Annotated in this window: 23 protein-coding genes; 16 read left to right on the top strand and 7 right to left on the bottom strand. The window is 42.7% G+C overall.

Annotated elements, in window-relative coordinates; all coding sequences use genetic code 11:
• Window position 1: 1 nt before the first annotated feature.
• From IGJ17_RS14330 to IGJ17_RS14315, 4 genes are all read left to right on the top strand, one after another.
• The gene (locus IGJ17_RS14330; RefSeq protein ID WP_005228015.1) at window positions 2-820 is read left to right on the top strand and encodes a carbohydrate ABC transporter permease; all 819 of its coding nucleotides are present in this window, start codon (window positions 2-4) and stop codon (window positions 818-820) included.
• Window positions 804-2,096 (top strand): MBL fold metallo-hydrolase, encoded by a 1,293-nt coding sequence (locus IGJ17_RS14325; RefSeq protein ID WP_005233728.1) that lies wholly within the window; start codon window positions 804-806, stop codon window positions 2,094-2,096. Before IGJ17_RS14330 ends, IGJ17_RS14325 begins: the two co-directional genes overlap by 17 nt.
• 16 nt (window positions 2,097-2,112) lie before the next feature.
• Window positions 2,113-3,396, top strand: coding sequence for an ABC transporter substrate-binding protein (locus IGJ17_RS14320; RefSeq protein WP_429961562.1), 1,284 nt, complete (start codon window positions 2,113-2,115; stop codon window positions 3,394-3,396).
• Between the two features lie 175 nt (window positions 3,397-3,571).
• Window positions 3,572-5,119 carry a bifunctional metallophosphatase/5'-nucleotidase gene (locus tag IGJ17_RS14315; protein ID WP_005228018.1) on the top strand — a complete coding sequence of 516 codons (1,548 nt, stop codon included), beginning with the start codon at window positions 3,572-3,574 and terminating at the stop codon, window positions 5,117-5,119.
• 43 nt (window positions 5,120-5,162) lie between these two features.
• Here IGJ17_RS14315 and IGJ17_RS14310 read toward each other — a convergent pair whose 3' ends face one another.
• Genes IGJ17_RS14310 through IGJ17_RS14300 form a run of 3 tightly spaced genes read right to left on the bottom strand, consistent with a single transcriptional unit; the run spans window position 5,163 to window position 6,750 of the window.
• A complete protein-coding gene (locus IGJ17_RS14310; protein ID WP_005233739.1) occupies window positions 5,163-5,324 on the bottom strand; it encodes a hypothetical protein in 162 nt (53 codons plus the stop codon).
• A gap of 33 nt (window positions 5,325-5,357) precedes the next feature.
• On the bottom strand, window positions 5,358-5,708 hold the full coding sequence (locus IGJ17_RS14305) for a hypothetical protein (RefSeq protein WP_005233740.1): 351 nt from the start codon (window positions 5,706-5,708) through the stop codon (window positions 5,358-5,360).
• 19 nt (window positions 5,709-5,727) lie between these two features.
• Window positions 5,728-6,750, bottom strand: a complete 1,023-nt coding sequence (locus IGJ17_RS14300) for a lactonase family protein (RefSeq protein WP_034878296.1) — start codon at window positions 6,748-6,750, stop codon at window positions 5,728-5,730.
• Window positions 6,751-6,868: 118 nt separating this feature from the next.
• On the opposite strand from IGJ17_RS14300, the gene IGJ17_RS14295 reads away from it, so the two are divergent.
• From IGJ17_RS14295 to IGJ17_RS14260, 8 genes are all read left to right on the top strand, one after another.
• Window positions 6,869-7,222, top strand: coding sequence for a PTS glucitol/sorbitol transporter subunit IIA (locus IGJ17_RS14295; protein WP_042890673.1), 354 nt, complete (start codon window positions 6,869-6,871; stop codon window positions 7,220-7,222).
• A 15-nt stretch (window positions 7,223-7,237) separates the two neighbouring features.
• Entirely contained in the window at window positions 7,238-8,419 is a 1,182-nt protein-coding gene (locus IGJ17_RS14290; RefSeq protein WP_005233743.1) for an AI-2E family transporter, read from the top strand.
• A 282-nt stretch (window positions 8,420-8,701) separates the two neighbouring features.
• Window positions 8,702-9,283, top strand: coding sequence for a TetR/AcrR family transcriptional regulator (locus IGJ17_RS14285; RefSeq protein ID WP_016621906.1), 582 nt, complete (start codon window positions 8,702-8,704; stop codon window positions 9,281-9,283).
• Window positions 9,284-9,302: 19 nt separating this feature from the next.
• A complete protein-coding gene (locus IGJ17_RS14280) occupies window positions 9,303-9,839 on the top strand; it encodes a flavodoxin domain-containing protein (RefSeq protein ID WP_429961561.1) in 537 nt (178 codons plus the stop codon).
• A gap of 530 nt (window positions 9,840-10,369) precedes the next feature.
• Complete coding sequence (locus tag IGJ17_RS14275) at window positions 10,370-11,296, top strand: ROK family protein (RefSeq protein ID WP_061053321.1); 927 nt, start codon at window positions 10,370-10,372, stop codon at window positions 11,294-11,296.
• A gap of 129 nt (window positions 11,297-11,425) precedes the next feature.
• Window positions 11,426-13,693, top strand: a complete 2,268-nt coding sequence (locus tag IGJ17_RS14270; RefSeq protein ID WP_429961560.1) for a helix-turn-helix domain-containing protein — start codon at window positions 11,426-11,428, stop codon at window positions 13,691-13,693.
• A 19-nt stretch (window positions 13,694-13,712) separates the two neighbouring features.
• Window positions 13,713-15,014 (top strand): family 20 glycosylhydrolase, encoded by a 1,302-nt coding sequence (locus IGJ17_RS14265; RefSeq protein ID WP_034872147.1) that lies wholly within the window; start codon window positions 13,713-13,715, stop codon window positions 15,012-15,014.
• 150 nt (window positions 15,015-15,164) lie between these two features.
• Entirely contained in the window at window positions 15,165-15,665 is a 501-nt protein-coding gene (locus IGJ17_RS14260) for a GNAT family N-acetyltransferase (protein ID WP_005233764.1), read from the top strand.
• A 238-nt stretch (window positions 15,666-15,903) separates the two neighbouring features.
• Here IGJ17_RS14260 and IGJ17_RS14255 read toward each other — a convergent pair whose 3' ends face one another.
• From IGJ17_RS14255 to IGJ17_RS14240, 4 genes are read right to left on the bottom strand one after another with little or no spacing between them, the layout of a single operon-like run.
• Window positions 15,904-17,208: an alpha-L-fucosidase gene (locus IGJ17_RS14255; RefSeq protein WP_016612908.1), complete on the bottom strand. Its 1,305-nt coding sequence runs from the start codon at window positions 17,206-17,208 to the stop codon at window positions 15,904-15,906.
• Window positions 17,209-17,233: 25 nt separating this feature from the next.
• Window positions 17,234-17,731, bottom strand: a complete 498-nt coding sequence (locus tag IGJ17_RS14250; protein ID WP_016612906.1) for a hypothetical protein — start codon at window positions 17,729-17,731, stop codon at window positions 17,234-17,236.
• A gap of 18 nt (window positions 17,732-17,749) precedes the next feature.
• The gene (locus IGJ17_RS14245) at window positions 17,750-19,621 is read right to left on the bottom strand and encodes a beta-N-acetylhexosaminidase (RefSeq protein WP_429961559.1); all 1,872 of its coding nucleotides are present in this window, start codon (window positions 19,619-19,621) and stop codon (window positions 17,750-17,752) included.
• 15 nt (window positions 19,622-19,636) lie between these two features.
• Entirely contained in the window at window positions 19,637-20,266 is a 630-nt protein-coding gene (locus IGJ17_RS14240) for a DUF624 domain-containing protein (RefSeq protein ID WP_016612904.1), read from the bottom strand.
• 296 nt (window positions 20,267-20,562) lie between these two features.
• On the opposite strand from IGJ17_RS14240, the gene IGJ17_RS14235 reads away from it, so the two are divergent.
• From IGJ17_RS14235 to IGJ17_RS14220, 4 genes are read left to right on the top strand one after another with little or no spacing between them, the layout of a single operon-like run.
• Window positions 20,563-21,921 (top strand): alpha-L-fucosidase, encoded by a 1,359-nt coding sequence (locus IGJ17_RS14235; protein ID WP_016612903.1) that lies wholly within the window; start codon window positions 20,563-20,565, stop codon window positions 21,919-21,921.
• A gap of 55 nt (window positions 21,922-21,976) precedes the next feature.
• The gene (locus tag IGJ17_RS14230; RefSeq protein ID WP_008379472.1) at window positions 21,977-22,930 is read left to right on the top strand and encodes an ABC transporter permease; all 954 of its coding nucleotides are present in this window, start codon (window positions 21,977-21,979) and stop codon (window positions 22,928-22,930) included.
• Window positions 22,931-22,945: 15 nt separating this feature from the next.
• Entirely contained in the window at window positions 22,946-23,860 is a 915-nt protein-coding gene (locus IGJ17_RS14225) for a carbohydrate ABC transporter permease (protein WP_008379474.1), read from the top strand.
• Between the two features lie 21 nt (window positions 23,861-23,881).
• Window positions 23,882-25,534 (top strand): extracellular solute-binding protein, encoded by a 1,653-nt coding sequence (locus tag IGJ17_RS14220; RefSeq protein WP_429961558.1) that lies wholly within the window; start codon window positions 23,882-23,884, stop codon window positions 25,532-25,534.
• Window positions 25,535-25,588 lie beyond the last annotated feature (54 nt).

Below are 25,588 nucleotides of genomic sequence, written 5' to 3'. Positions count from 1 at the left end.
AATGAAAAAAATTGTCACGATTGTTTCGATGCTGTTTTTAGCAATTTTAGCAGTGATCACGCTGTTTCCCTTTGTCTATATGATTTTAGCTGGTCTAATGACCTACAGTGAAGCAACCAGTATTCCACCGACGATCATGCCAGAGTCCTTCCAATGGAGCAACTACGGGGAAGTCTTTACCCGAGCACCGTTTTTACGCTACTTCTTCAATACGGTCTTTGTTTCAGCGGTCACTACCATAGCGACGCTGATCACGGCAATTTTAGCTGCTTTTGCATTAACGAGTCTTGAATTCAAATACAAGCGTCTCGTGATTGGTTTGATGATCTCCTTACTGATGGTTCCTTATGAATCCATCATCTTTACCAATTACAATACGATTGCTCGAATGGGCTTATTGAATACGTATAGTGCCTTGATCATTCCGTTTCTGACCAGTATTTTTTACATCTATTATTTAAACGGTTATTTACAAAGTATTTCTAATACCTTTTATAAGGCAGCCAAAATTGACGGTGCCAGCGACCTAGCTTATATCCGCCGAATTTTGATCCCCATGTCTAAACCAGCCTTGGTGACAGTCGGGATTCTGACGTTCATCTCTAGCTGGAATTCTTTCTTATGGCCGTTGTTAGTGACGAATGAGAAAAAATACCGTCTCTTAAATAATGGATTGGCTGCCTTTACCACAGAAAGCGGCAGTGACGTTCATTTACAAATGGCGGCAGCGACCTTGACCGTCATTCCAATTCTGATCATTTACTTGATCTTTAGAAAAGAAATTATCAAAGGAGTGGCTAAAGATGGCATCAAAGGATAAAACAACGATCACCTTCCATAGCGGAATTTTAACGATTGGAGGAACCGTCATCGAAGTTGCGTACAAAGATGCCCATATCTTTTTTGATTTCGGTTCGGAGTATCATCCAGAAACACCCTTACCAGATGAAGAATTACAAACGTTAGTTGCGCATCGCTGGATACCAGAACTGAAAAATGTCTACGATCCACGCTTAGACTACACGTACCAAGGAAGCGAAACGAAAGAATACCAAGAAACAGCAGTTTTTCTTTCCCACGCCCATCTGGATCATTCCAAGATGATCAACTTTTTAGACCCAAATATTCCTATGTACACCTTGAAGGAAACCAAAGCGATCCTCGAAGTGTTGAATCAAAAAGGGGACTTCTTGCTGCCCGTTCCTCATGAGGAAAAAAGCTTTGTCCGTGAATTGATCGGCTTAGAACCCCATGATGTGATTCGGATCGGGGAAATCGAAGTCGAGATCATTCCAGTCGATCATGATGCGTACGGTGCGGCGGCCTTGTTAATTCGCACGCCGGATCATTTTATCGCTTATACCGGTGATTTGCGTTTGCATGGCTATCATCCAGAGCGTACCAAAGAATTCTGTCAATTAGCCAAACACACGGATCTATTGATGATGGAAGGGGTCAGCATCAGCTTTCCAGAAAGAGAACCGGACCCCAAAGCGATCACAGTGGAAAGTGAAACAGAATTGATCGAGACCTTCGTGCGTCTGGTCAAAGAAAATCCCCAACGACAAATTACTTTCAATGGCTATCCAGCCAATGTCGAGCGCTTTATGGCGCTTGTTGAAGCCGCGCCGCGGACGGTTGTTTTAGAGGCGACGCAAGCTGCTTTGTTGAAAGAAATTTTCAATAAAGATGTACCGTTCTATACGATCGATGATCAAGTACCAGCGACTCTCGATCCAGCCTTCGCCATTTCTTATCAAGCATTATGTGCCGACACGAGCCAGTACCTTTGGCAAGCAGTCGCGCATTTTGAAAACTTGCAGACGGGTGGTTTGTATATTCACAGTGATGCGCAGCCGTTAGGCGATTTTGATCCAGCTTATCAAGTCTTTTTGGATCAATTGGCAGCACTGGAGATCGAATTTGTCCGTTTGCCAAACTCGGGACATGCGAAACCAGCTGATTTAGATCAGATCATTGCATGGATCGAGCCCCAACGATTGGTTCCAATCCATACGCTGAAACCAGAAAATCTGGTGAATCCGTATGGTGAAAGAATATTGCCGCAACGCGGTGAAAAAATTATTTTAGAGTGATAGAGGAGAGGAAAAAATGAAAACAAAGAAACTTGCATTTGCAGCAGCTGCAGCCGCGACAGTGGTATTAGGGGCTTGTGGAAACAACAACGATTCATCTGGTTCTACCGAAAGTGATGAAATCGTTACAGAACTAAGCGAAGATACGACTGTCACCTTTTGGCATGCAATGAATGGTGCGCAAGAAGAATCATTGACGAAATTGACCGAGCAATTCATGGACGAAAATCCAAACATCAAGATCGAATTGCAAAACCAATCCAGCTACTCTGATCTACAAGCAAAGGTGAATTCAACCTTACCTTCACCAAAAGATCTACCAACTATCACCCAAGCATATCCTGGTTGGTTATGGAATGCTGCCCAAGATGACATGTTGGTTGACCTTGGCGAATACATCAACGATGATACTATCGGTTGGGGTGACCAAGAAGAGATCCGCAGTGCCCTTTTAGAAGGCGCGCAGATCGACGGCGTGCAATACGGGATTCCTTTCAACAAATCAACAGAAATGCTGTTCTACAATGCAGACATGTTAGACGAGTATGGTATTGACGTACCGACAAACCTTGAAGAATTAAAAGAAGCTTCTCAAGAAATCTTTGAAAAATCAAACGGTGAAGTAGTAGGTGCTGGTTTTGACTCATTAAACAACTACTACGCCATCGCAATGAAAAACCAAGGTGTTGATTTTGACAAAGACTTGCAACTAGACAGCGATGAATCAAAAGAAGTCATCAACTACTACCTGGATGGTGTCAAAGAGGGCTACTTCCGAATCGCTGGTTCTGATCAATACTTGTCTGGACCATTTGCCAACGAGCAAGTCGCAATGTATGTCGGCTCAATCGCAGGGGAAGGTTTTGTTAAAAAAGATACCGAAGGCAAATTTGAATATGACGTAGCAGCTCGTCCAGAACCAATCAACTTGCAACAAGGAACTGACTTGTACATGTTCAACAGCGCAACACCAGAGCAACGTACTGCTGCTTTTGAATACATGAAATTCTTGACTTCTCCAGAAGCGCAAAAAACATGGGCAATCGATACCGGCTACATGCCAGTTGTTGAATCTGTTTTGGAAAGCGATGAATACAAAAACAATCCTGAAACAAAAGTGGCTGCCAAATTAGAAGATGCAACCAAAGAATTGTTCTCGATCCCAGTGATTGAAAATGCTGATCCTGCTTACAATGAAATGCGTTCAATCATGGAAAACATTTTGTCTAATACAGATCAAGATGTCGATCAATTGATTGAAAACGCAAAACCACAATTAGAAGATGCTTGGAACCAATAATTCTGAATTTCTTCGTCAAAATAGGGTATAATCAGGGAAACACCTGAGATGAAACACCAAAGGGTTTGTATCATAAGGTTTGAAGACGCAAGGAAGCAAAATTTGCTGGCTTTCGAGGGTTTTCGACTTATGCGCATGCCCTTTTGGTGTATTGAGGGGAAAAGGAGTCTTTTGAATGAAAATCACGTTTTTAGAAACGAGCGATATGCATGGCTATGTCTATCCAACCAATTTTGCCGATGACACGGAACAAGGATTCGGCGTGGCAAAAGTTGCCACCAAAATGAAAGAACTGCGCCAAGCAGCCACCGGACCGGTCGTAACGATCGAAAATGGCGACTTTATCCAAGGCTCGCCCTTAAGCTATTACATTGCCAAAAGCCAGCACTCCGTTGCCGCATTGACCGCTGTCGTCAACCACCTAGACGTTGATGTTCATGTCTTAGGCAATCATGAGTTCAACTACGGTCTGCCTTATTTGCAAGAAGCGATCGCCAGCTACCAAACGCCGGTACTTGCAGCCAATATTTTAAATGAAGCGGGGGAACCATTCTTTGGGCAAGCTTACACCATCATTGAAAAAGAAGGGGTAAAGATCGCGATTTTAGGAATGGTGACGCCCTATATTCCTCATTGGGAACAACCTGCGACGATTCGCGGGATGCAGTTTGTCAGCATCGTTGAGACAGCGAAAAACTATGTACCTTACTTACGAGAACAAGCCGATATTGTTGTTGTCAGTTATCATGGCGGCTTCGAGCGTGATTTAGTCACTGGGGAACCGACTGAATTATTGACCGGCGAAAATGAGGGCTATCAATTATTGCAGGAAGTCTCAGGAATCGATGCCTTCTTCACAGGACACCAGCATCGTGAGATCGCCACAAAAATCAATGGTGTCCCTGTTGTGCAGCCCGGTTATCGTGGAAGCTTTATCGGCGCCATCGAATTGACGGTTGAAAAAAATCAGACAGGGGTTCATGTCACAAACAGTACGGCTGCGTTGATCCCTGTTGCGGATGCTGTCCCAGATCAAGAGACGTTGGCCTTGTTAGCACCCATCGAAGAAGAGTTACAAACATGGCTAGATCAGCCGTTAGGCAAAGTCAGTGGGGATATGCGAATCACCGATCCGATGGGGGCACGCTTGAAAGAGCATCCTTATATTGAATTCATCAATCGTGTTCAGATGGCTGCCAGTGGCGCCAAAATTTCTGGCACTGCTCTTTTCAACAATGAAGGCAAAGGCTTTGGCGCAACCATCACGATGCGGGATGTGATTACCAATTATATTTACCCAAATACGTTAGCTGTAGTCAAAATAACAGGTGCCGAATTAAAAGCTGCTTTAGAACAAACGGCGGATTATTTAGCCGTTGTTGACGGTCAGATCGTTTTCAATCCTGCTTTTATTGAACCAAAACCGCAATATTATAACTACGATATGTATGAAGGCATCGAGTATACGATCGATCTTAGTCAACCCGTTGGTCAACGAATCACCCGTTTGGACTTTGAAGAAAAAGCCATTGCGATGGACCAAGAATTAGAGATCGTCATCAACCAATACCGTGCCGTGGGCGGTGGCAACTACGCCATGTTTTCTGCCGAAAAAATCGTTCGTGAGATACAAGTCGATATGACGGAACTGATTGCTGACTATTTGAAACAGCATCCTCAGATCGAAGCTACCACGAATCAAAACTTTCTAGTGACGTTATAATAGCAAAACAGCCTGCGATGAATGAATCATCGCAGGCTGTTTCTTAATTTTCTACATTACGTACATAGTCATCAAAGTATTTTACCAAATCCGCTTTGACTTGTTGATAGTCTTCTTCGGAATAGTCTTTGTCTTCTAGTTTTGCTTCGAAAAATGGCATGGCCAATTCTTCTCGTAAACGATCCAACACTTGTTCTTGGTTCATAACGTCACCTTTTTCACTTTTGATTTGATTTCATCATAACAAATGAAATGAGGCTGTCAATGCTTCGTAAGTGTCTTTCATTTTTTCTAAACGATTTTTTAAAGAAACAAAATCATCGTCATCATGAAAAAGGACTTGTTTTAATTCAAAATAATAGATCTCAAAAGCATCAAAGAAAGCAATGACTTCCGCTGTTTGCAGCTCTTTGGCAGTATCGCAGCGAATATAGGCTTTTTCAGCGATCGCATACGTTTCCGCAGTCGTTAATAGGACCAATGATTCATTGTATTTGCGGCTCGTCACTAGTTCAAAGGTTGATTGACATTTATTGTAGATATTAGAAAAATCTTTGAGCACGAGTTCCTTTGGTGTTTTATCAAACATGGGGGAATCCTCCAAAACTTTATTTTTTGAATAAGACGCAGACACATTCTGGTGCGTAGATGTCTTTTTCTAAGACAGTCAATTTGCCAGTGGCTTCATCGCGTTTGTATAACGTTAGGTTATCAGAATTTTGGTTGGCACAAACCAGATAATCGTTTGTCGGGTCCAAATCGAAATCGCGAGGGAAGTCGCCTTCTGTTGAGATTGATTGAACAAAAGCCAGGCCAGCGCCTTCATCGGTTACTTCAAAAACAGCGATTGAATTATGGCCGCGATTTGAGCTGTAAACAAAACGTCCATCGTTCGAGATCCGTACCGCAGCGCCACTGTTGAAATCCGTAAAGTCCGCAGGGATCGTTGGCACCTTTTGGATTTTCTCAAAACTGCCATCTGCTTGATTGTAGCGTAAAACAGTCAATGAGCTGTCTAATTCGCCCACTAAGTAAGCGTATTGGTTATTTGGATGGAAGACTAAGTGACGAGGACCAGTTCCGTCTTCTGCCACATAGACAGCTACTTCTGTTAGTTTGCCATCTTCTGAAATATCATAAGTATAGACCCGGTCCGTTCCAAGGTCACAAACTGCTAAACGTTGGTCTGGTGTTAAGTCAGTATAATGGACATGAGGTTTGTCTTGGTTTTCATGAGAGCCGACGGGTTCATCATGGTAGATGCTGTCCGTTGCTTCGATGCTGCCATCTTCTAGAATTTTATAAACATTCACTTCACCTTTGTGGTAGTTGGCACCATATAAAAGCTGACGGTTTTCATCAACTGCTACATAGCAAAGGGGTGCGCCTTCTTCCGTTGCGGTATTCAGCAAGGTAAAGTCTGGGGTATAAGCAGCGGCACCGCCGTTGCCAGCTACTTCTGTGACGCTGTAAACTGCTTCTTTTTTACTGCGGGCAAGATAAGTCGGACTTTTTTCTTCCGCACATAAGGTCAAATCGGTCAGTGTTCCTTTTTCCGTATCTAAAGCGATCGAATAGATCCCCTTACTTTCGCGACGAGTGTACGTACCTAAATAAATCGTTTGCAACATAAAAAAACCTCCTAATAGTTTCATTCCTCTTTAATTCTACCATAGAATGCGGTTTTGGGCGGGCAGAAAAACTCTTTATGTTATAATAAACGAGAAGATAGAAAGGGGAGTTTGTCATATGAAAAAAGGGACGATCAAAGAAATCGGTCCACAGGCGATCGATTCGCAAGAAAGAATGATCATCTTCTTTGGGGAAGAAGCGACCGATACATTGCGAGAATATTCAGTCATCCAAACGATTCCTGATTCGCAAGCGTTAGTCGTAAAGAAAGAGGATCAGATTACTTTTGGTGATCAGACCTATCAAGTCCAATATGTAGGAACGGTGGCTAACCAAATCCTGCAAACGATCCAGCATGTGACCTTTGTCTTTGACGAAGTGCCGGCTGAAGAACCGCTTTCAAGTGCGATTTATTTAACGCCAACTGTTTTGCCGAACCTAGAAGTCGGCATGCAAGTGACGTACAACTAGGAGGCAAAGAATGTCATGAAAGAAACGCAGAAAAAGCCGCATTCCTGGTTTTGGAAATGGTTTTTAAACAATCAAGCAGTGACCAGCTTGCTGGTCATTTTATTGATTCTCTTAATTTTGCTGCTCTTCACGAAAGTTTCATATTTGTTTGAGCCTGTCTGGCAATTTTTAGCAATCGTCGGATTGCCAATCATTTTGGCGGGGATCTTGTATTACTTGATGAATCCCACTGTTGACTATTTGGAGCGCAAAGGAATCAAACGAATTTACAGTATTTTTGGTCTTTTTGTTTTGGTGGTTGGTCTGATTGTCTGGGGGGTGGTGGTCATCATTCCTAAGATCCAAGAGCAATCCATGAGTTTTGCGGATAATCTGCCGGGGTATTTGACGATTATTGAGAATAAGGTGAATGAAATCTTGTCTGATCCAATCTTCTCGCAAGTCCAAGATCAGATCGAAGCTTCCAATGAGAAGTTGATTTCTTCTCTGACGGATATCGTCCAAAATCTTTCCCGCAGTACGATTCAAAATCTAGGTAGTTTCTTCGGGGCCGTTGCGACGATCGTTTTAGCGGTCATTACCATGCCGTTTATTTTGTTCTACCTACTGAAAGATGGCCGCAAACTAGCCCCTTATTTTGTCAAATTTTTACCAACCAAAATGCGCCAGCCCTCACTGATCGTTTTAAAAGAAATGAATGACCAGGTATCCTCCTATATTCGGGGACAGCTGACAGTGGCGTTTGCGGTCGCAGTGATGTTTATGATCGGCTTTAGTATTATTGGCTTAGATTATGCCATCACACTGGGGATTGCAGCGGGATTTCTAAATTTGATCCCTTATTTAGGCTCCTTTTTGGCCATGATCCCTGCGGTTTTTTTAGGAATCGTCGGCGGACCAGTGTTACTGATCCAAGTTCTGATCGTTTTTGTTATTGAGCAAACCATTGAAGGACGCTTGATTTCGCCATTAGTTCTAGGAAATGAGTTATCGATCCATCCTGTCACGATCCTGTTAGTCCTCTTGACTTCAGGAAAATTGTTTGGTCTTGTTGGGGTCATTTTAGGGATTCCTGTCTATGCGGCTGCCAAGGTGATCATTACCCATGTGTTTGAATGGTATACGCGGGTTTCCTCCTTGTATGAAGAGGAAGAACCAATCCTCGAAGCACCACCAGAGGACACCCCAGAAGTTTAGCAGCTTCGAGTGCAAAAGAGTCCATACGTATTATCAACGGTACAGCCTTTTTCTGTGGGCTGTACCTTTTTTGTGCGGATAAAAGAGCCAGCAATCACTGGGAAGTAATGCAAGATTTACAACCTATGAACGATGATTTGGGAGAAACCGACAGCTCTTTATTCAATAGAAAGAGTGAGGGAGTAGTGTCTTGGACCCGATTGACTTCGCAGGAACAAAAGAATATAATCGAGTTATATAAATCGTTTATATAATGTGACTTGTGCTTAAGGAGGGTCTTGGATGCCAAAACAACGAATAACAAAGGAAATGGTGGTTGATGCCGCTTTTGAGATTGCTCGAAAAGGCGGTATGGAGCAAGTGATTGTCAAAAATATTGCGGAAAAGTTAGGCTGTTCAGTCCAGCCCATTTATAGTTATTGCACCAATATGGCGGGTCTGCGAACAGAAGTAGAGCAGAAAGCACGGCAATTTTTACAAGCGTATCTAGAAGCCCATAGCGACTCCCAGGATCTGTTTCGCAGTACCGGACACGCATATTTGCAATTGGCGAAAGAAGAACCCCAAATTTTGAGAATTTTTGTCTTACAAAAAAGAGCGAATGTTTCGTCATTAGAAGAGCTGTATCAGTTGGAGACGAATCCTCAAGTAGCGAAAAGGATTGCCGCCGATTTGAACATCAGCATAGAAACCGCCAAACAGCTGCACTTGCATATGCTCATTTACACGATCGGAATCGGCACGATTTTCGCAGTAACGACACCAGGTATTCCACTAGGTGAAATCTATGCACAACAGGAAGAAGCTTACGAGATGTTTTTGAAACAGGCAATAGATGGCACAAAAAGTAGGTCGCAGTCCTAACTGCAGGGAGGAATTCCTCATGAAAAATGGCATTCTTGTTTATCAATCGAAATACGGCGCTGTCAAAAAGTATGTCCACTGGCTTCAAGAAGCAACAGGTTTTCCCTGCCTAGAAACCCCAAAAGCCAAAATAGCTGAAGTAATGGATTATGACACAATTATCTTCTGTGGGGGAATCTATGCTTCGGGTATTGCTGGACTGTCCTTTTTAAAAAAGAATAGCAATCAGCTAAAAGGCAAAGAGATACTCATCTTTTGTGCGGGAGCTTCTGTTCCTGAAAAAGTGGTAGTGAAAAAACTCAGAGAACAGAATCTCACGGGTCCACTAAAGGACATCCCCTTTTTTTACGGAAGAGGACAATGGCAGGAAAGCAAAATGAACTTTTTCGATCGAACCTTAGTGAAAATGTTAAGAAAAGCGGCCGCTAAAAAAGAGCCACACACCTATGACCCACAGACGAAGGTACTCATGGAAGCCAATGGACAAGATTGCGATTGGACGGATAAAAAATACTTGGTTCCGTTGGTGGATTATTTGGAGCAGGAATTGTATTGAACGAGCACAAGCGCTTTATTGAGGTTTTATGAATCAAATGAGCAATAAGTGACCAGAGTGTAAGAACAGAACAAAATTAGTTTACTGCGAATAGATTTTTTGTTGTGACACCAAGAGTCTGCAACTAAGTTCTTAAAATTGTTTGATCTATTCCTAAAATTCAATGAGTAAGTAGAATGCCGATCACGCATGAGAGGATGTCTTATGCGTGACGGTTTTTTTGTTTATAGCTTATCTTAATAGAAAAAACGGGAGTAGCTGATTCCTTTGTTTATAAAATTCTCAGACATTGTATCTAATAGTTCTATTTTTTAGCTTTGCATGATGAACATTTTTGTGAAGCTGAACGTTAAACCAGGTCTTTCAAGTGCTAAAAAAATAAGCAGAGAAGCTATCTCTGTATGTACAATGTATATTCTTTCTAAATGCAAGATATCTTTCGTTGCGGGCTTTTTTATGGCTTGGACGGATTTGACATATTGTTGCAAGAAATACATATGGTCGCTGAAAACATTGGTTGCGTATACTGAATGCAAGACAAAAGAAAACCTTGCGAGGTCAAGAAAATGTGGATTTTAGCAATTGATATTGGCGGTACTGCTATTAAATGTGGGTTAGTGAATAGTCAAGGGGAACGCAGACAATTGACTCAATTTCCTATGAACAAGGAATATTCCACAGTCACGCAACGTATATGTCGACAGATCGATGCATTCTATGCAGCAGCATTTGATGGCATCGCTATTAGCTCAACGGGACTGGTTGATCCACAAAGCCAAGAAATCGGGATGACATCACCTTTATATGAAGGATTTGGTAAAAGACTGGTTAAGCATTTGCGCAGTACATACCAATGTCCAGTTGCTGCCGAAAATGATGGCAACTGTGCGCTATTGGCAGAAAAATGGTTGGGTCACGCTCAAAATTGTGCGTCCTTTGCGACAATTGTCCTAGGTACATCCGTTGGCGGTGGCTTGATGATCGATCATCAATTGATTCGCGGCAAACACTTACTAGCAGGAGAGTTTGGTTATCTGCTTTTTCCGACCGAAAGGAAGGATTGGGAACTTTGGAGCATCGCAGGGTCAACCAGAACATTAGTAGAGAAAACAGCAAAACGTATCGGAGACCCAACAATCAATGGCCAGCGTATTGATACACTGGTTCAAGAACAAGATCCGCGATGTCTGCCAGTAGTAGCTGATTTTGTCGATAAACTGGCGGCGGCTTGCTATAGCCTGCAATATATGATTGATCCGGAAATCATCTTGATTGGCGGTGGAATCAGTGCGAGCCGTTTCTTGATCCCACATGTAAACGCACGATTAGCTATGATTGCTGAGCAAATTCCTAGTACTGTTATCGTGCCAAACATTTGTGCCTGTCGTTTCGGCAATGAATCTAATTTATTGGGCGCTTGTTATAACTGGTTAAGAAAATACAAGCCTGATAGCTGACTTGTAAAAAAGCATTGTTTTTTATTAAAATAAAGCGTATTTTATTAGAGTATCATACATTCTTTTCTCCTAAATAAGTACCGATAAATGAAAGCGTTTTTGAGCTTTCGAAATAACAGAGAATAGGTGATGCAAATGGGAAAGTACACGGAACTGAATCGTCAAAAACTATTTAGGGGAATCATTCGTGCCATCAGCTCTTATTTAATCGTGTTTTTAGTGCCTTTTTTAGCCGTGTCATGGATTTGGTATGATACATCTGTCAAAAGTATCAATGAACAAGTGATGCTGACCGCTAGAAATCAATTGATTCAGTTGAAATATTCTTTAGAAAATACGTTTATTCAATTGAATTATCTGACGCAAAAAATGACCAATGATCATGTTGTCTCATTGAAATATTTGCAGCATCCTTACTTGACCAAAGAAGCAAGAGAGGCCATGCAAACGTACAAAATCACCAACGACTTAGTCGAAGAAGTCTATTTATATTATAAAGAGTCCCCAGCAACCTTGTATTCAACCGTAGGATCATTCTCTTTTGACACATTTTTGAAAAAAGTACTGCCGAAAAATGAAATGGGCCAGGAACAGTTAGCCGCACAATTGGATTCCTCAGCGCCTACATTGTTGACATTAGAAGGCGCCGGTGAGGATCAGCGATATTCCCGTTTCTTTTATATCGTTCCCATTCAAAGTGAAGAGATGACTGTCTATGGCTCAGCGATCTATGAAATCAAAGAGAACAATTTGAAGAGAATTCTTGATCTCAGCAATAACGATGGGATCAGTAACACCTATATTATCAATGATGAGTACCAGTTATTAGCCAGTACCACCAATGATGAGTTAGCGCGCTTTTTAAATCATCCCGAACGCATGAAAAAAGGCATTCAAACAGGACGAATGCGGTTTGAACAATCAACGTATTTTGTTCAAGCGATTGCCAATAATGAATTGAATATTTCAGTGGTAGCCGTTGCTAATCCGAATCAAGCGCTGGCATCGGTCAACCGTGTACAAGAGCAGTTCGTCCTAGTATTTATCGCCATATTATTTACGGGTATCACTGCAGTCGTGATGCTTGGGTTACGTAGTTATCGCCCAATTCGCAAAATCGAAAATCTGGTTCAGGAGTTTCATCGGGACCCCAAAATGACCCTTCATTCGATGGATGATGTCCATAATACGCTAGCGGCATTTTTGGTAGAGCACCAAGAACTGCATCAGGAAGTACGTTTACAAACACCCCATGCGAGAGAACAAGTATTGCGCAAATTAATGAGTGGACGTTTCCGTTCAGAACAAGAATTGGCTCTGCTTTTGGAAGCTGTCCATGTTTGTTTTCCTAAGTCGAATTACTTTGTGATCGCCATTGATACGAAAACTGTTGATACCAAAGCCAAGCAAGGAGATAAGAAATTTTTAATTGATTATATCGAAGAAATCAAAGAGGCTGATTATACGGCATATGCCACTGAAATTTTGTCCACAGAAATGCTGGCATTGACCGTTGGCTTTGTTGATGGCAAAGAACAAAAAGAAATTGTAGATGCTATCGCGGAAAAAATTACCCAAGCGATCTCCCTAACACCCGCAATGGGTGTCGGGATGACGGTGGATCAACTAACGGCTATTAATGAATCGTATATCGAAGGATTGGCGGCACTGGAAAATCAAGGAAGTCAAGGGAAGCAAATCAGCTACTATGCGGAGCTTTCCCAAGAGACCAAACATTTACCGATCAATTATCCAGACAATCAAAAATTAAAATTGATCCAAGCCTTGAATCAAGGAAATATTGAAATTGCCAGTGAAACGATCCAACGTTTGATTGAAGAAGGCGAGAGCAAGCAGACCTCGCCTCGTGTCCAAAAAATGTACGGCTACTACTTGTTGAATACGATCGCGCAAGTCGGCGGTGAATTGGTGGGGGCAGAGGTACTGCATACTGCTTCTGAAAGTGCCGATTTCAACAGCTTGAATCAATTGCAGACGGCCTTGTTAACGATTGCCCAGCAGATTTGTACAAAGGTGCAGAAACAGCCGCTGGATGACGAGTCGGAAATGAATGAGAAAATCTTCAGTTTTATTCAAGAAAATTATCATTCCTCTCAGCTATCGCTAGAATCGGTGGCAGAGGAAGTAGGTGTATCTGTCTCTTATGTCAGCCGTTTTGTAAAAAAAGAAAGTGGCAAAACCTTCTCCAAATATATTCAAGAATTACGGCTGAAAAAAATCAAAGAAGAACTGATTGAAACAGATTTGCCGATCAAAGAAATTATTCGCAACAATGGGTATTATGATGTTTCCAATTATACGAGAAAGTTCCGAAAAATAGTGGGTGTGACACCAGGGCAATACCGTGAAATGAACCAAAAAATGAGAAATTATTGAAAGTATGGGGGAAAATGAGATGAACAAACAAGTTGATTTGACAAAAGTTCAGCAACGAGCAGCCGTCTTTTTTGAGGAAATAGGTTGGCAGTCGGCGAAAGATCCGTTACCGAAAATAGTGATCGATCCGCAGCTGGATGCTGATTTTCGATTTGAAAACCAAACAATCAGTGTGTCCTCGCCAGAACATGCCTTTTACGCGTTAACCAAATATGGCCGAGATCAGGCGACGGGTCAATTAGCACAGAAAAGCTATCTAGCAGCGCTTAAAGAACGCTGTCTGATGATCGATATCGGGCGCAAATTTTATTCGCTAGCTGATTTGAAAGCAATCGTCCGCAGCATGGCTTGCTTCCAATTCACGCATCTGCAACTTCATTTTTCGGAAAACGAAGGCTTTCGGATTGAATCCCAGCAATTTCCAGAAATTGTTTCGGAAGAATGTTTGACCAAGCAAGAAATTCGTGAATTGATTGCGTATGCTCAAAACCATGAAATTGCCATTATCCCTGATTTTGATTCTCCTGGTCATTTGCGTCAAGTCCTAGCACAAAAACCTCAATGGCAATTGCCGACAGCAGATGGCACTCGTGATGATCGAGCACTGAACATTTTGGATTCAGAAGCGGTAGCCTTTATTCAGGAAGTTTATCGAGAATATGCGCAACTGTTTGAAGACAGCACCTATTTTCACATCGGGGCCGATGAGTTTATTGATTTTGACCAGTTAGAAAACTTTCCACAAATGATCGAAGCTGCCCGCGAGCGTTATGGGGAAAAAGCCAGCGGAATCGAAGTCTTTATTGATTATGTCAATGAGCTGGCGGCCTTTGTTGAAAGTCTCGGCTTTGTTGTGCGGGTCTGGAATGATGGTTTTTACCGCTTGAATCGCCAAGAGCAGACAACGTTGACGGAGAATTGTCAAATCTCCTATTGGACCCGTTGGAACCAGAATATGGCGCCGGCGGATGTCTTTTTTGAAAAGGGCTATACCATGATCAATCACAATGATAATTTTTTCTATTATGTCTTAGGAGAAGCGGCAGGGTATACCTACCCAACTTACGAAAAAATCAGCAATGAATTCCAGTTGACGACGTTTGCCAATGGACAACAAGTTGCACAGGAACAGCTTGCCCAAACACAGGCGATCGCTTTATCCGTCTGGGCGGATGTACCTGAGGCTCAGACTAGTCGTGAAGTGATCCAAGCGATTTTTTGGCTCCAAACGGCCATTAGCCAAAAAGTTTATAATGAGCCAAATCGACCAAAAGAGACATTTCGAAAGCTTTATGATGGGTGGGAAGCGACATTTAGCTGATTGTTAGAGGAATTGGGTGAAAGGGCACATCGCTGACAATCCCTGTTGTTTTCTTTATGATGAATAAGTTTAGCGACAAGTGAAACAAAAGCCAATAGTATTTTGATAAAATGAACGTAACTCCGAGTGAGGGGAGAAATGGAGCAATAAGTGATCATAGACATTCAACCGTTGAAGAAAAAAGATATCCTTGAAATGGATCAAATGTTTTTAAAGCAAGGGTGGCCTTCTCGCCAGCAGCTCTTGATGGAGTATTTAAACGAGCAAGAAGCGGGGGAGAGATACATTTTGCTTGCCAAAATAAACAACAAAACTGCCGGGTATTTGACATTGGTCCCTCTAGCAAAGCACGGACCATTTAAAGGCTTGTACCCAGAAATTGTGGATTTTAATGTTTTTGAATCTTATCAAAAACAAGGGGTAGGCAGTCAGCTTTTAAAAGCAGCCGAAGAAAAGGCACGAGAAATAGCTGCCGTGGTGACATTAGGGGTAGGTTTACACAATGGTTATGGATCGGCCCAGAGACTGTATGTAAAACAAGGCTATATTCCAGATGGATCTGGTGTTTGGTTCAATAATCAAAATTGTGCGATGAATGTGCCTTGTTGTAACAATGACGATCTTGTTCTTTATTTGTCTAAGGAACTTTGACCCTCCCGTGGTAAGTACCTTTAAAAAAGGATTAATCCCGCAGCTTGTTTGCATGTTCTCATCACCTGTTCAACAAGCTAGCTCGCTACTTTCGTATAAGCGAATTTGGGGAGTTTTTGAAAAAATAGCCATAAAAAATGACTAGAAACGATCAGTTTCTAGTCATTTTTTTGTAAAGAAAGTAAGGACAATGTTTTTGTATCAATAAAATATTCATTTAGGACAGTGCAATAGGCGCTTATATTTCTTTTAAAGTGATTTCGACCACTGGTACCAACACATCTGGGGGGCAGACGGGTAAGCTGAGAACAAGGTCCTCTTTGTTGATGATGGCTTCCGTTGACGTGAGAACTTCCTCGGGATCAAATCCTCGATAAAACAACTCGGAGCCATCATGTAAGAAACGGATATGCTTCACGCATCCTGCAAGTCCCGGAAGATGCAAGGATTTGTAGGGGTAGGAGAAGAGGTGCAAGTAAAGTTTATTCCCGTTTTGGGTGTAACGACTGTCAATAGGCGGTTGAAAAGTGCTGGCACCACAGCCGATAATCGCTTGCTGATGATAATGCATCCATGAACCGATGGCTTCTAAATGGCCGCGAGTTGGTAAGTTGATTTCTCCACGAGCATTCGGACCGATATTTAAGAGAAAGTTCCCATCTTTTGCTACTGTGTCAATCAGCATTTTGGTCATCATTTCACTGGATTTCCAGTGCTGAGCATCACGATCATAGCCCCACGTTTCGTACATCGTTTGGCACGCTTCCCATATTAAAGGCAATCCATTCGCTTCTAATGGTTTGTCTGGTTGGAATTGCTCAGGGGTGGTAATCCCTCGGCCCAAATCCAAACGGTCATTCAGTAACATCTCCGGCTGTAGACTTCGGCAAATTTCTTCGATCCGCTTACTATCCCAATCGGCGGCACCCTTGCCTTTTGACCAGCCCCAATCTCGATGGCTATAAGGAAAATCAAACCACATATAATCGATGGTTCCATAATTGGTCAATAGTTCGGTGACTTGACCAGCCAAAAAATCTTGATAACGGCGCATGTCCCGCTGGTCATTGGCTTGACGGGCTTGAATAGTCTCTCGTTGCGGATGCAGGCCGTCGAGCGTGAAATCTGGATGATACCAATCGATCAGCGAATGATACAGTCCGACCTTAATGCCGACCTTGCGAAATGCCGGCAGCAGTTCTGCTAAGAGGTCTCGCTTGAATGGGGTGTTGGTTACTTTGTAGTCGCTGAGAGCGGTGTCCCAAAGGGCAAAACCTTCATGATGTTTCGTCGTGAAGACCATGTATTGAAAACCAGCCTTCTTTGCGGTTTGAGCCCATTCCTCCGCGTTGAAAAGATCAGGATCAAACTGAGAAAAATAGTTCTCGCGATAGGTGGTGGGTTCAATTTTTTCTGTCGTCATAAACCATTCGTGTCGAGCGCCAATACTGAATAGGCCGAAATGGATGAATAAGCCAAACCGATCATGGAGGAACCAGTTTGGATCAGGGTAGTTGGCAGGCCAATTCTTATACGTTCTCATTAAAAATCACTCCTTTTTCACTCACTTAAAGAAATTCTGTATTCGTCATGACTGTTTCTTGAATTTTCCAGCCATCTGCTTCCTTAACGAAAGTATGGTAAGCCTCTGTGATGTGATCACGGTAGGAAGAATCTTTTGGGCTGATCGTTTTCTGCTGCGCCGCGACCAGCATGGATCCTGTCTCTTGTTTAACGACTTCAAAAGAAAGCAGCGTGTGCTGCAGCTGTTCTTCTGCAAAAAAATCAGCCAATTCTTGGCTCGTCTCTGCTCGCGCCGCTGCCACGAGCGTGGCGGCATAAGCTGTCGCATCTTGGTCAGAGGCTGCTTGTAAATTTTCTTTCAGCACTGCCAAACAAGCCTCCGCCGCTGCTTGATTTGTAATATTACCTGTCATCTCCAGTTTTTCTGAAGGTTGGGCATGAACTGGAGCAGAAGAATCGGTTGTTAGAAAATAGAGAAAGAATAGGCTAACAACAGCCAGCAAACTCACGATGATGGTTCGGCGCAGCAAGGATGTTTTCATAATTTCTCACTCCTTCTTTTAAACATCAGAAATTTTCCCCGCACTATAGATTCCATGAAATAAATTGCGACCCACAGAAGTGTTGCCGCTGAAAGGGGTCACCATTGGTAAGGACGGTTGAGTCAATTCTTCCAAAGTATCGAGCTCCCCGTCCAAGAAGGCAGTAAGCCGCCAGAGTGTCGTGTCACAGCGCATCAGCAGGGCCCCATAGCGCAGATCGATAATCTCAAAACCGAAAGGTCGATTCCAGTCGAACCAGACTTGACGATGGGCTTCATAAAGGGATTGCAAGGCGGATTTATAGACACTGAGCTCATCGACTGCTTGGCGCAATTCCGTGAAGTCCTTGCTTTTATAGGCACTGGTGATTTGGTCGGTAATACAGGCTTTTTGTGCCAAAACATCAGCCAGCTGCTGATAAAAGGCAAACATCGTTTGTGTGTCCCGTGTTGATTTCACAGCGGCCAACTCTTGAGCCAATCCTTGATAGTGGGATGCTAAAGAAAGATCGGTTAAGTTTTCTTGATACAAGCCATACAGCAAGTCTTGGTAGAGCAGTAGCTTGCTGGGGTTTTCTCCGTGAGGATTGTTTTCTGGTACACCTGCAGTTTGATCAAAACGATCAAGCAGCAAGAAATCGCTACTAACTGACTGGTGAAAGAGCTGAAATTTTTTAGTTAATTTCTCTAACGAAAGGTCGTTTCCAAACTGCGCTTCACTGAAATATTGCAAACCTAGTAGCGCAGCAATCAATGGTGTTTCGGCTCCGTCGTCGCCCCAAAGTGTGGCATAAACTTCCTGAACATCGTTTTCTTTGGCGGCTTGCAAGGCATGACGCATGGTGGCAAAACTTTTGCCATAGTTCGGCGCCAAACCGTTCCAAGTCCAGATACCTCCAGCAAAGACGATCGGCTGTTTTAATTCCCGATGTTTCGCAAACATTCGCTGATAAGAGGCATGATCATGGTGGTAATAATCCCAGTAAACCATTTTGACAGCAGGAAGGTCAGCAAACAATTCTGTTGGAAAACACACGTCTGGATCGTAATAATCACCAGTAGGTGCACCGATCCTAAAAAACATATCGCTCCACATCATCGGCTTAAAACCCACTTTTTGACAAAGCGCAGCTACCCGCTGCAGATGTTCGGCCATAATCGAGAAACGGTCTTTTAAACCGTGCAATACCAAATATCTTCCTTTCCCCAATTGGTGTGCTTCATCCATGCCAATGTGTAGCTGATCCGTCGTAAAACACGAACGGATCGAACGGATCGCTGCTTCCAAAAAGGTATATGTTTCTTCTTCTCCCACCAGTAAAATATCTTCCGTGTCCCGAATGTTTTTAGTAAATCCCCATTTTAAGGGATTCGTTAAGTGTGCCAATGTTTGAATCGCCGGAATCAAAGTTACACCTATAGATTGCGCGTAGCTATCAAGCTTCTTTAACTCACCTTGTGTATAACGGCCTCGTAAATGACCAAAATAAGGATACTCTGGAATTTCATAAGTGTCTTCCATATAAAGCATGAGGCGATTAAGCCCCATCTTGCTTGTCAATAGAATAAAGCGTTGCAGTTTTTCAACGGTCATTACTGCATTGCGGGACAGATCGATCATTGGTCCAATTGCTTCAAAATGCGGCTGTTCTTCTAAGACATAGACTGGGCGGTCTTCATGCACCCATAAAGTTAATGCCCGAAATAAATGGGCCTTTTCTTGATAGTAAATGATTGTTGCTAGCGGACCATGGCAAATTTTCAGAGAACCGGGCCGTTGAATCAGCTGTAATGGATGCCCTTGCGGTGATTCTCGCAACGCTAGTTCCGGTAGTATGTTACTAAAAAAATCATCAAGATTTTCATTACTTTGGATAAAAATGTCTTTCATTACGAACGTCCCTTCTTAAGTTTCTTTTATCAGCAATGATTCTGAACGTTGGATCGCTTGAAAAGAGAACCAACTATTTGGAAAAAGGAACAAAGGAACAAAGCCGATGACTAATAAAATCGGTAAAAAAGTCAAAATGATTGTAGTTACTAAGATTCCCAAAATCATCGCAATCGTTTGGGGAATACTGATAACCATCAGTATTACTGCTTGCTTAAAATAGTGAAGAAGGGGCAAGTCATAACGCAAATACACTGGCAGCAGATACAAGCTGATCAAAAGGGCACTGATAAACAACAGCAGCAAAAAAAAGTGAATCAAGCTATTTTGGATAAAGGTACTAGAGATGCGCAATTCTAGCCATAAGAAAAGCAGCAAACCCGCTTGCATGGCTCCTAATTGATTGGCGCGACGGAAATTTTTTTTCACGACAGTTCTGAACCAAGGCTTCAAAGCCGCTGGTCGTCCCTTTTTTTGGAAACTGTTGAAAAAAGCTTGGATAATCGTAGCGGTGGCAGGGAAAATGCCTAAAAATATCCCATATCGAAATACCCAGTAAAACCAAAGAAACTGCAATTTTAGGCAATGGAGGAGCCATTCACCGACTTGATAGGAAACATGATAAAGACCATTGGATTGTTTCATAAAATCCTCACTTTCTTACGGATAACCATTTTGTATCCGCTTTAATTGTTGTCCTTATCGTACCATTGATCCATGGATAATGGGCATGGATGAAAAAATCACACATCCCATACAGGAAAAACACAGCAAATATATTTGATCCGCTTTATTTCTCCTAACGCTTTTATGGAAGGAAGCTTTTTTCGTTACAAATTTTACAAACGCTCTTGCTTGGTTTAACACAGTAAAAAAAGTTACATATTGTTAGATGGACTTTTTTTCGTTTACATTTAGAACAAAGAAAGGAGTGCAAATGTATGATAAAAATTCGCGGCGATATTGAAGAAGCCAAGGAGAGAGAGCAAGCAGCGTGGGTCCCGGAAACAGAAATGCTCAAGCAGCGTCTGGAATGGTTTCAAGACTTGAAATTCGGAGTAATCTTCCATTATGGGCTGTATGCTGAAGCGGGGATCGTTGAATCATGGCAATTATCTGAAAAAGATGAATGGGCTAGAGAAAACCAGCCCTATCGAGAAACTATCGAAGCACTGCGTTTGGATTATTGGCAGTTGATTAATCGATTTGAGCCGAAGAAGCTGGATACCCGTAAATGGGCCAAGATCTGTAAGAAGGCGGGATTTAAGTACTGTTTATTCACAACAAAGCATCATGATGGGTTTTCGATGTTTAACACAATGGAGTCAGAGTTTAAAATCGGCGGGAAATTAAGTCCCTTTAAACGCGATATTTTACAAGAAGTGTTTACGGCGTTTCAAGAAGCAGGGATTGCAACAGGAGCCTACTATTCTAAAGCTGACTGGTATTCTCCTTTTTACTGGTTGGATGATGATACCGTCAAAGGCCGTCATGCCAGCTATGACACCCACCTTCACCCAGAAATCTGGGCGCGCTATGTGTCATTTGTGCATCGTCAGATTGTAGAGATTACTTCCAATTACGGAAAAGTCGATTTTCTTTGGCTAGATGCCGGTTGGTGCGGGCAAGGAAAAGAAGACCTACAAATGGATCGTTTAGCTGAGATTGCACGTGAGAAACAGCCGGAATTGATCATCGTTGATCGAATGATGGGTGGCCGTCATGAAAACTATGTGACACCAGAACGCAAAATTCCTGCATTAGCAGAAATTCCTAAAAAAGTTTGGGAAAGCAATATCCCGATTGGGAATGATTGGGGATATGTGCCGAATGATACCTTCAAGAGCAGCCAAGAACTGCTGGAAACCTTGATTGAGGTAGTCAGCAAAGGGGGAAATTTGATTTTAGGTGTCGGCCCAACACCTGATGGCGAATTTACATTCGAAGAGACCCAACGCTTAGAAGAAATCGGCAATTGGTTGGCGCTATATGGTGAAGGCATCTATGAAACGCGGGCGAACCCAATAGCTTGGCCAAATGAATGGCATTTGACCTATCAAAAAGAGGGCAAGGCTCATTTTGCATTTCGCAGTATCGCTGCAGGCGCTTTCGAACAGATTCCTTTAACAGAGATTGGTGCAACTGAAGAAGACGAGCTAATTGATCTAGCCACTAAAAAAGCGTTACCAGTCTATAAAAACGCTACCGAACCGTACCTCTTATGGTCGGATATCAGTCAGCCGAACGTTGGGGCAGTTGGGATTCGCGTTTCGACACATAGGGAAAAAAATACACATTGATTTGAAAGCGAATACAATTCATGATAAGGCTAACACCAAGCAAGGAGGAGGAAGAATGGAAACAGCGCCAATCAGACAAACCGTTTCAGTACCTAAAACAAAGAAACAAGATATAAAAATGAAGATCAAGAAAAATCGGCAATTGTACTTGTTTGTGTTGCCAGCATTTTTGATTATTTTGATTTTCTCTTATGGACCGATGTATGGAATCATTATTGCATTCAAGGATTATATGCCTTCATTAGGGATTTTGGGCAGTCCTTGGGTTGGATTTAAACATTTTCAACGTTTCTTCGATTCCTATTATTTTTGGGAACTCATCAAAAATACTTTAGGAATCAGTATCTATTCGTTGGTTGTCGGTTTTCCGCTGCCGATCATCCTGGCATTGGCTTTGAATGAGATCAAAGACGGCCCGTTTAAAAAGATTACCCAAACAGTCACTTATGCCCCAAACTTTATTGCTGTGGTGGTCATGGTTGGTATGGTCATTGCTTTCTTATCTCCTTCAACAGGGATCATCAATCACCTATTAGAATTTTTGGGTTTCGAGCGGATCAGCTTTATGACTAATCCCCGTTGGTTTAAAACGATTTATGTCCTGTCCGGAGTTTGGCAAGGAACGGGATGGGGGTCTGTGATTTATCTGGCAGCTCTATCTGGAGTCGATACGCAACTGCACGAAGCGGCAACGATCGATGGCGCTTCTCGTCTGCAACGCGTTTGGTATATCAATATTCCAACGATCATGCCCACGATGGTGATCTTATTGATAATGAGCTTCGGCAGCTTGATGTCAGTTGGGTTTGAAAAAATCATCTTGATGCAGAATCCTTTGAACATGCAATCCTCGAATGTGATTGCGACCTTTGTTTACCAGCAAGGGCTGTTAGATGCGCAGTACAGTTTTGCTGCGGCAGTCGGCCTATTTAACTCATTGATCAATTCCGTATTGTTGATCGTAGTCAATCATATTGCCAAACGTTTAAGCAATTCTAGTCTATTGTAGGAGGGAGGACCAAAAGTGAAAACAACTTCTTTAATAAAAGATACCCGTGCTGATAAAATCTTTTTGATCTTTGTTTATGTGTTTTTAGCAATTTCATTGCTGATCGTTTTATATCCGCTGATCTATATCGTCAGTGCTTCGATCTCAAATCCGCATCTGGTAAACTCAGGTGAAATGTGGCTTTTACCAAAAGGAATCACCTTCGAAGGCTATCGAACATTATTGGGCAACAGCAGTATCTGGCGTGGCTATTTGAACACGATCTACTATACAGTGTTAGGAACATCGATCAATCTCTTGGTAACTTTGCCTTGTGCCTATGCGTTATCGCGAGAGGATTTTTATGGGCGACGGGCCTTCACCAATTTTATGCTGGTCACCATGTTCCTGTCTGGTGGCTTGATTCCCAGCTATTTGCTGATTCGCAGCTTAGGCATGCTGAATACCGTTTGGGCATTGGTGATTCCAGGGGCCGTCTCAGTTTACAATGTGGTTGTTACACGAACGTTTTTTCAATCCACAATTCCGCGAGAGATGGAAGAAGCAGCGATTGTGGATGGTTGTTCCGATTTTCGGCTATTCATGCAGATCGTTTTACCATTATCAACGCCGATCATTGCGGTAATGGCTTTGTTCTATGGCGTCGGACATTGGAACAGCTTCTTTAACGCATTGATCTATCTTTCTGATCGATCGATGTACCCGCTGCAGATGATTTTAAGAGAAATTTTGATTCTTCAAGATATGTCTTCAAATACCGTCAGCAATGTGACTTCAGAAATGGCGAACATGCTATACAGCAAACAGCAACTCGCTCAAGTCATCAAGTACGGTGTCATGATCGTTTCTTCGTTGCCGGTAATCATCGTCTATCCGTTCTTACAAAAGTATTTTGTCAAGGGCATGATGGTCGGTTCAATTAAAGGATAAAAAAATCAAAGGAGGAAGAAAATGGGATTAAAAAAGAAACTTTTAGGAATGGCGGGTGTCGCTTTATGCAGTACCCTCGTCTTGGGTGCCTGCGGCAATTCTTCAGATGAGGGAACTGGAGAAAAGAAAGAGGTTGCTATCAATCATGACAGCCAATTTCCAATCATCAAAGAAGGCGAAGAGCTGGCCTTGAATATCATGGCACCAGGTGTGGGAATGGCCGAGTGGGAAGACATGCCGACGCTACAGGATTACCAAGAAAAAACCGGTATCAAACTGACTTATACGACACCGCCATCGGCTGACTTTAGTACGAAACTGAACTTAGCCTTTGCTTCCGGCGACTTGCCGGATATCGTTTACGGTGCTGGTTCGCAAGCACTGACGGCTTCGATGGAGATCGATTACGGTTCACAAGGGATTTTACTTCCCTTAGAGGAGTATATCACGCCAGAAATCATGCCAAATCTTTATGCACTGACGCAAGAAGATCCCTCAATCTTGAAATCGATCACCACGCCAGATGGGCACATTTACTCCTTACCAATGATCTCTCGGAATGCGACTTCAATCTGGTGGCAAGGCCCGATGTGGTACAACGGCACGTGGCTAGATAATTTAGGCGTATCAGAACTGCCGAAAACCACAGAGGAACTGCAAGAATTGTTGACGCGTTTCAAAGACGAAGATCCTAACGGAAATGGTCAAGCAGACGAGATTCCATTGACGGATGTCGATATGAACTCGACACGTGTTTGGTTGATGGCCGCCTTTGGCTTACGGACTCGCGGGATTCAAGTGGACGATGATGTGGTCTCCTACACACCGACATCAGAAAACTACAAAGCATTCTTGGAATACATGAATACACTTTACGATGAAGGCTTGCTGGATAAAGAAGTTTATGGACAGTCAGATGAGCAGAAAAAAGCGAAGGGTGAAAACAATCAACTAGGGCTTTTTGCCGACTATTTCAGCTTCTTTACTACTGGTCGCAGTGAGGCAGAGGCGATGAACGATCCGATGTTCCAACCGTTGACCTCTGAATGGGCACCAGAAGCCAAGATTCCTGGCAGTCCACGAATCTCTCGGGGAACTTTTGCATTGACCAATGTCAATCCTTCCCCAGAAGCTTCCATGCGTTGGGTGGATTACTTCTATTCGGAAGAAGGCACAAAATATATTGAACAAGGGCCAGAAGGTGTTCTTTGGGAGTACCAAGAAAATGCGGATGGCGAAAAAGTCCGGGTTTATGTGGATGGCATTGATACAGACAACACGGAAGACGAACGCGGCAAAATCACGCCGGCATATGGATTGACTACACCAAACATTGTCATTGATACAACAGGTGAATACCATATTCGCAAAACGGCTGATGAAGAACCAGATACTCGTTTTAGTGATTGGGTTGCACAAGAAACGGCAGAAAAGATGGAAGACATCGCTGAAGTACCATTCCCGCTACTGTATTTAACGATTGAAGAAAATGACAAAGTAGCAGCCACTGCCACTGATTTGACAACTTATGTAGAACAAATGGAAGCGAAGTTTATCACAGGTGTCGAGCCATTAGACAATTGGGACGATTATGTGAAAACGATCGAAGCAATGGGCATTGACGAATATGTCGAAGTCTATCAAACGGCCTATGACCGTTGGAAAGCAAACTAATATCATACGATAAGGGAAACGGGTCGAGACAATCAATCTCCACCCGTTTTTTTT

This window comes from Enterococcus sp. DIV1096b (genome assembly GCF_050498765.1).
GTDB classification, from domain to species: domain Bacteria; phylum Bacillota; class Bacilli; order Lactobacillales; family Enterococcaceae; genus Enterococcus_D; species Enterococcus_D entomosocium.
Note: the sequence above shows the minus strand (reverse complement) of the source record. Positions and strands in the feature narration are given on the sequence as shown.

What these genes read in the sequence shown, in the direction of transcription:
- IGJ17_RS14330 (WP_005228015.1), top strand. Translation starts at nt 2, where the DNA reads ATGAAAAAAATTGTCACGATTGTTTCGATGCTGTTTTTAGCAATTTTA.
- IGJ17_RS14310 (WP_005233739.1), bottom strand. Translation starts at nt 5,324, where the DNA reads ATGAACCAAGAACAAGTGTTGGATCGTTTACGAGAAGAATTGGCCATG.
- IGJ17_RS14315 (WP_005228018.1), top strand. Translation starts at nt 3,572, where the DNA reads ATGAAAATCACGTTTTTAGAAACGAGCGATATGCATGGCTATGTCTAT.
- IGJ17_RS14255 (WP_016612908.1), bottom strand. Translation starts at nt 17,208, where the DNA reads ATGAGAACGTATAAGAATTGGCCTGCCAACTACCCTGATCCAAACTGG.
- IGJ17_RS14270 (WP_429961560.1), top strand. Translation starts at nt 11,426, where the DNA reads ATGCAAATGGGAAAGTACACGGAACTGAATCGTCAAAAACTATTTAGG.
- IGJ17_RS14230 (WP_008379472.1), top strand. Translation starts at nt 21,977, where the DNA reads ATGGAAACAGCGCCAATCAGACAAACCGTTTCAGTACCTAAAACAAAG.
- IGJ17_RS14240 (WP_016612904.1), bottom strand. Translation starts at nt 20,266, where the DNA reads ATGAAACAATCCAATGGTCTTTATCATGTTTCCTATCAAGTCGGTGAA.
- IGJ17_RS14275 (WP_061053321.1), top strand. Translation starts at nt 10,370, where the DNA reads ATGCAAGACAAAAGAAAACCTTGCGAGGTCAAGAAAATGTGGATTTTA.
- IGJ17_RS14295 (WP_042890673.1), top strand. Translation starts at nt 6,869, where the DNA reads ATGAAAAAAGGGACGATCAAAGAAATCGGTCCACAGGCGATCGATTCG.
- IGJ17_RS14305 (WP_005233740.1), bottom strand. Translation starts at nt 5,708, where the DNA reads ATGTTTGATAAAACACCAAAGGAACTCGTGCTCAAAGATTTTTCTAAT.
- IGJ17_RS14280 (WP_429961561.1), top strand. Translation starts at nt 9,303, where the DNA reads ATGAAAAATGGCATTCTTGTTTATCAATCGAAATACGGCGCTGTCAAA.
- IGJ17_RS14220 (WP_429961558.1), top strand. Translation starts at nt 23,882, where the DNA reads ATGGGATTAAAAAAGAAACTTTTAGGAATGGCGGGTGTCGCTTTATGC.
- IGJ17_RS14325 (WP_005233728.1), top strand. Translation starts at nt 804, where the DNA reads ATGGCATCAAAGGATAAAACAACGATCACCTTCCATAGCGGAATTTTA.
- IGJ17_RS14285 (WP_016621906.1), top strand. Translation starts at nt 8,702, where the DNA reads ATGCCAAAACAACGAATAACAAAGGAAATGGTGGTTGATGCCGCTTTT.
- IGJ17_RS14300 (WP_034878296.1), bottom strand. Translation starts at nt 6,750, where the DNA reads ATGTTGCAAACGATTTATTTAGGTACGTACACTCGTCGCGAAAGTAAG.
- IGJ17_RS14265 (WP_034872147.1), top strand. Translation starts at nt 13,713, where the DNA reads ATGAACAAACAAGTTGATTTGACAAAAGTTCAGCAACGAGCAGCCGTC.
- IGJ17_RS14245 (WP_429961559.1), bottom strand. Translation starts at nt 19,621, where the DNA reads ATGAAAGACATTTTTATCCAAAGTAATGAAAATCTTGATGATTTTTTT.
- IGJ17_RS14250 (WP_016612906.1), bottom strand. Translation starts at nt 17,731, where the DNA reads ATGAAAACATCCTTGCTGCGCCGAACCATCATCGTGAGTTTGCTGGCT.
- IGJ17_RS14290 (WP_005233743.1), top strand. Translation starts at nt 7,238, where the DNA reads ATGAAAGAAACGCAGAAAAAGCCGCATTCCTGGTTTTGGAAATGGTTT.
- IGJ17_RS14320 (WP_429961562.1), top strand. Translation starts at nt 2,113, where the DNA reads ATGAAAACAAAGAAACTTGCATTTGCAGCAGCTGCAGCCGCGACAGTG.
- IGJ17_RS14235 (WP_016612903.1), top strand. Translation starts at nt 20,563, where the DNA reads ATGATAAAAATTCGCGGCGATATTGAAGAAGCCAAGGAGAGAGAGCAA.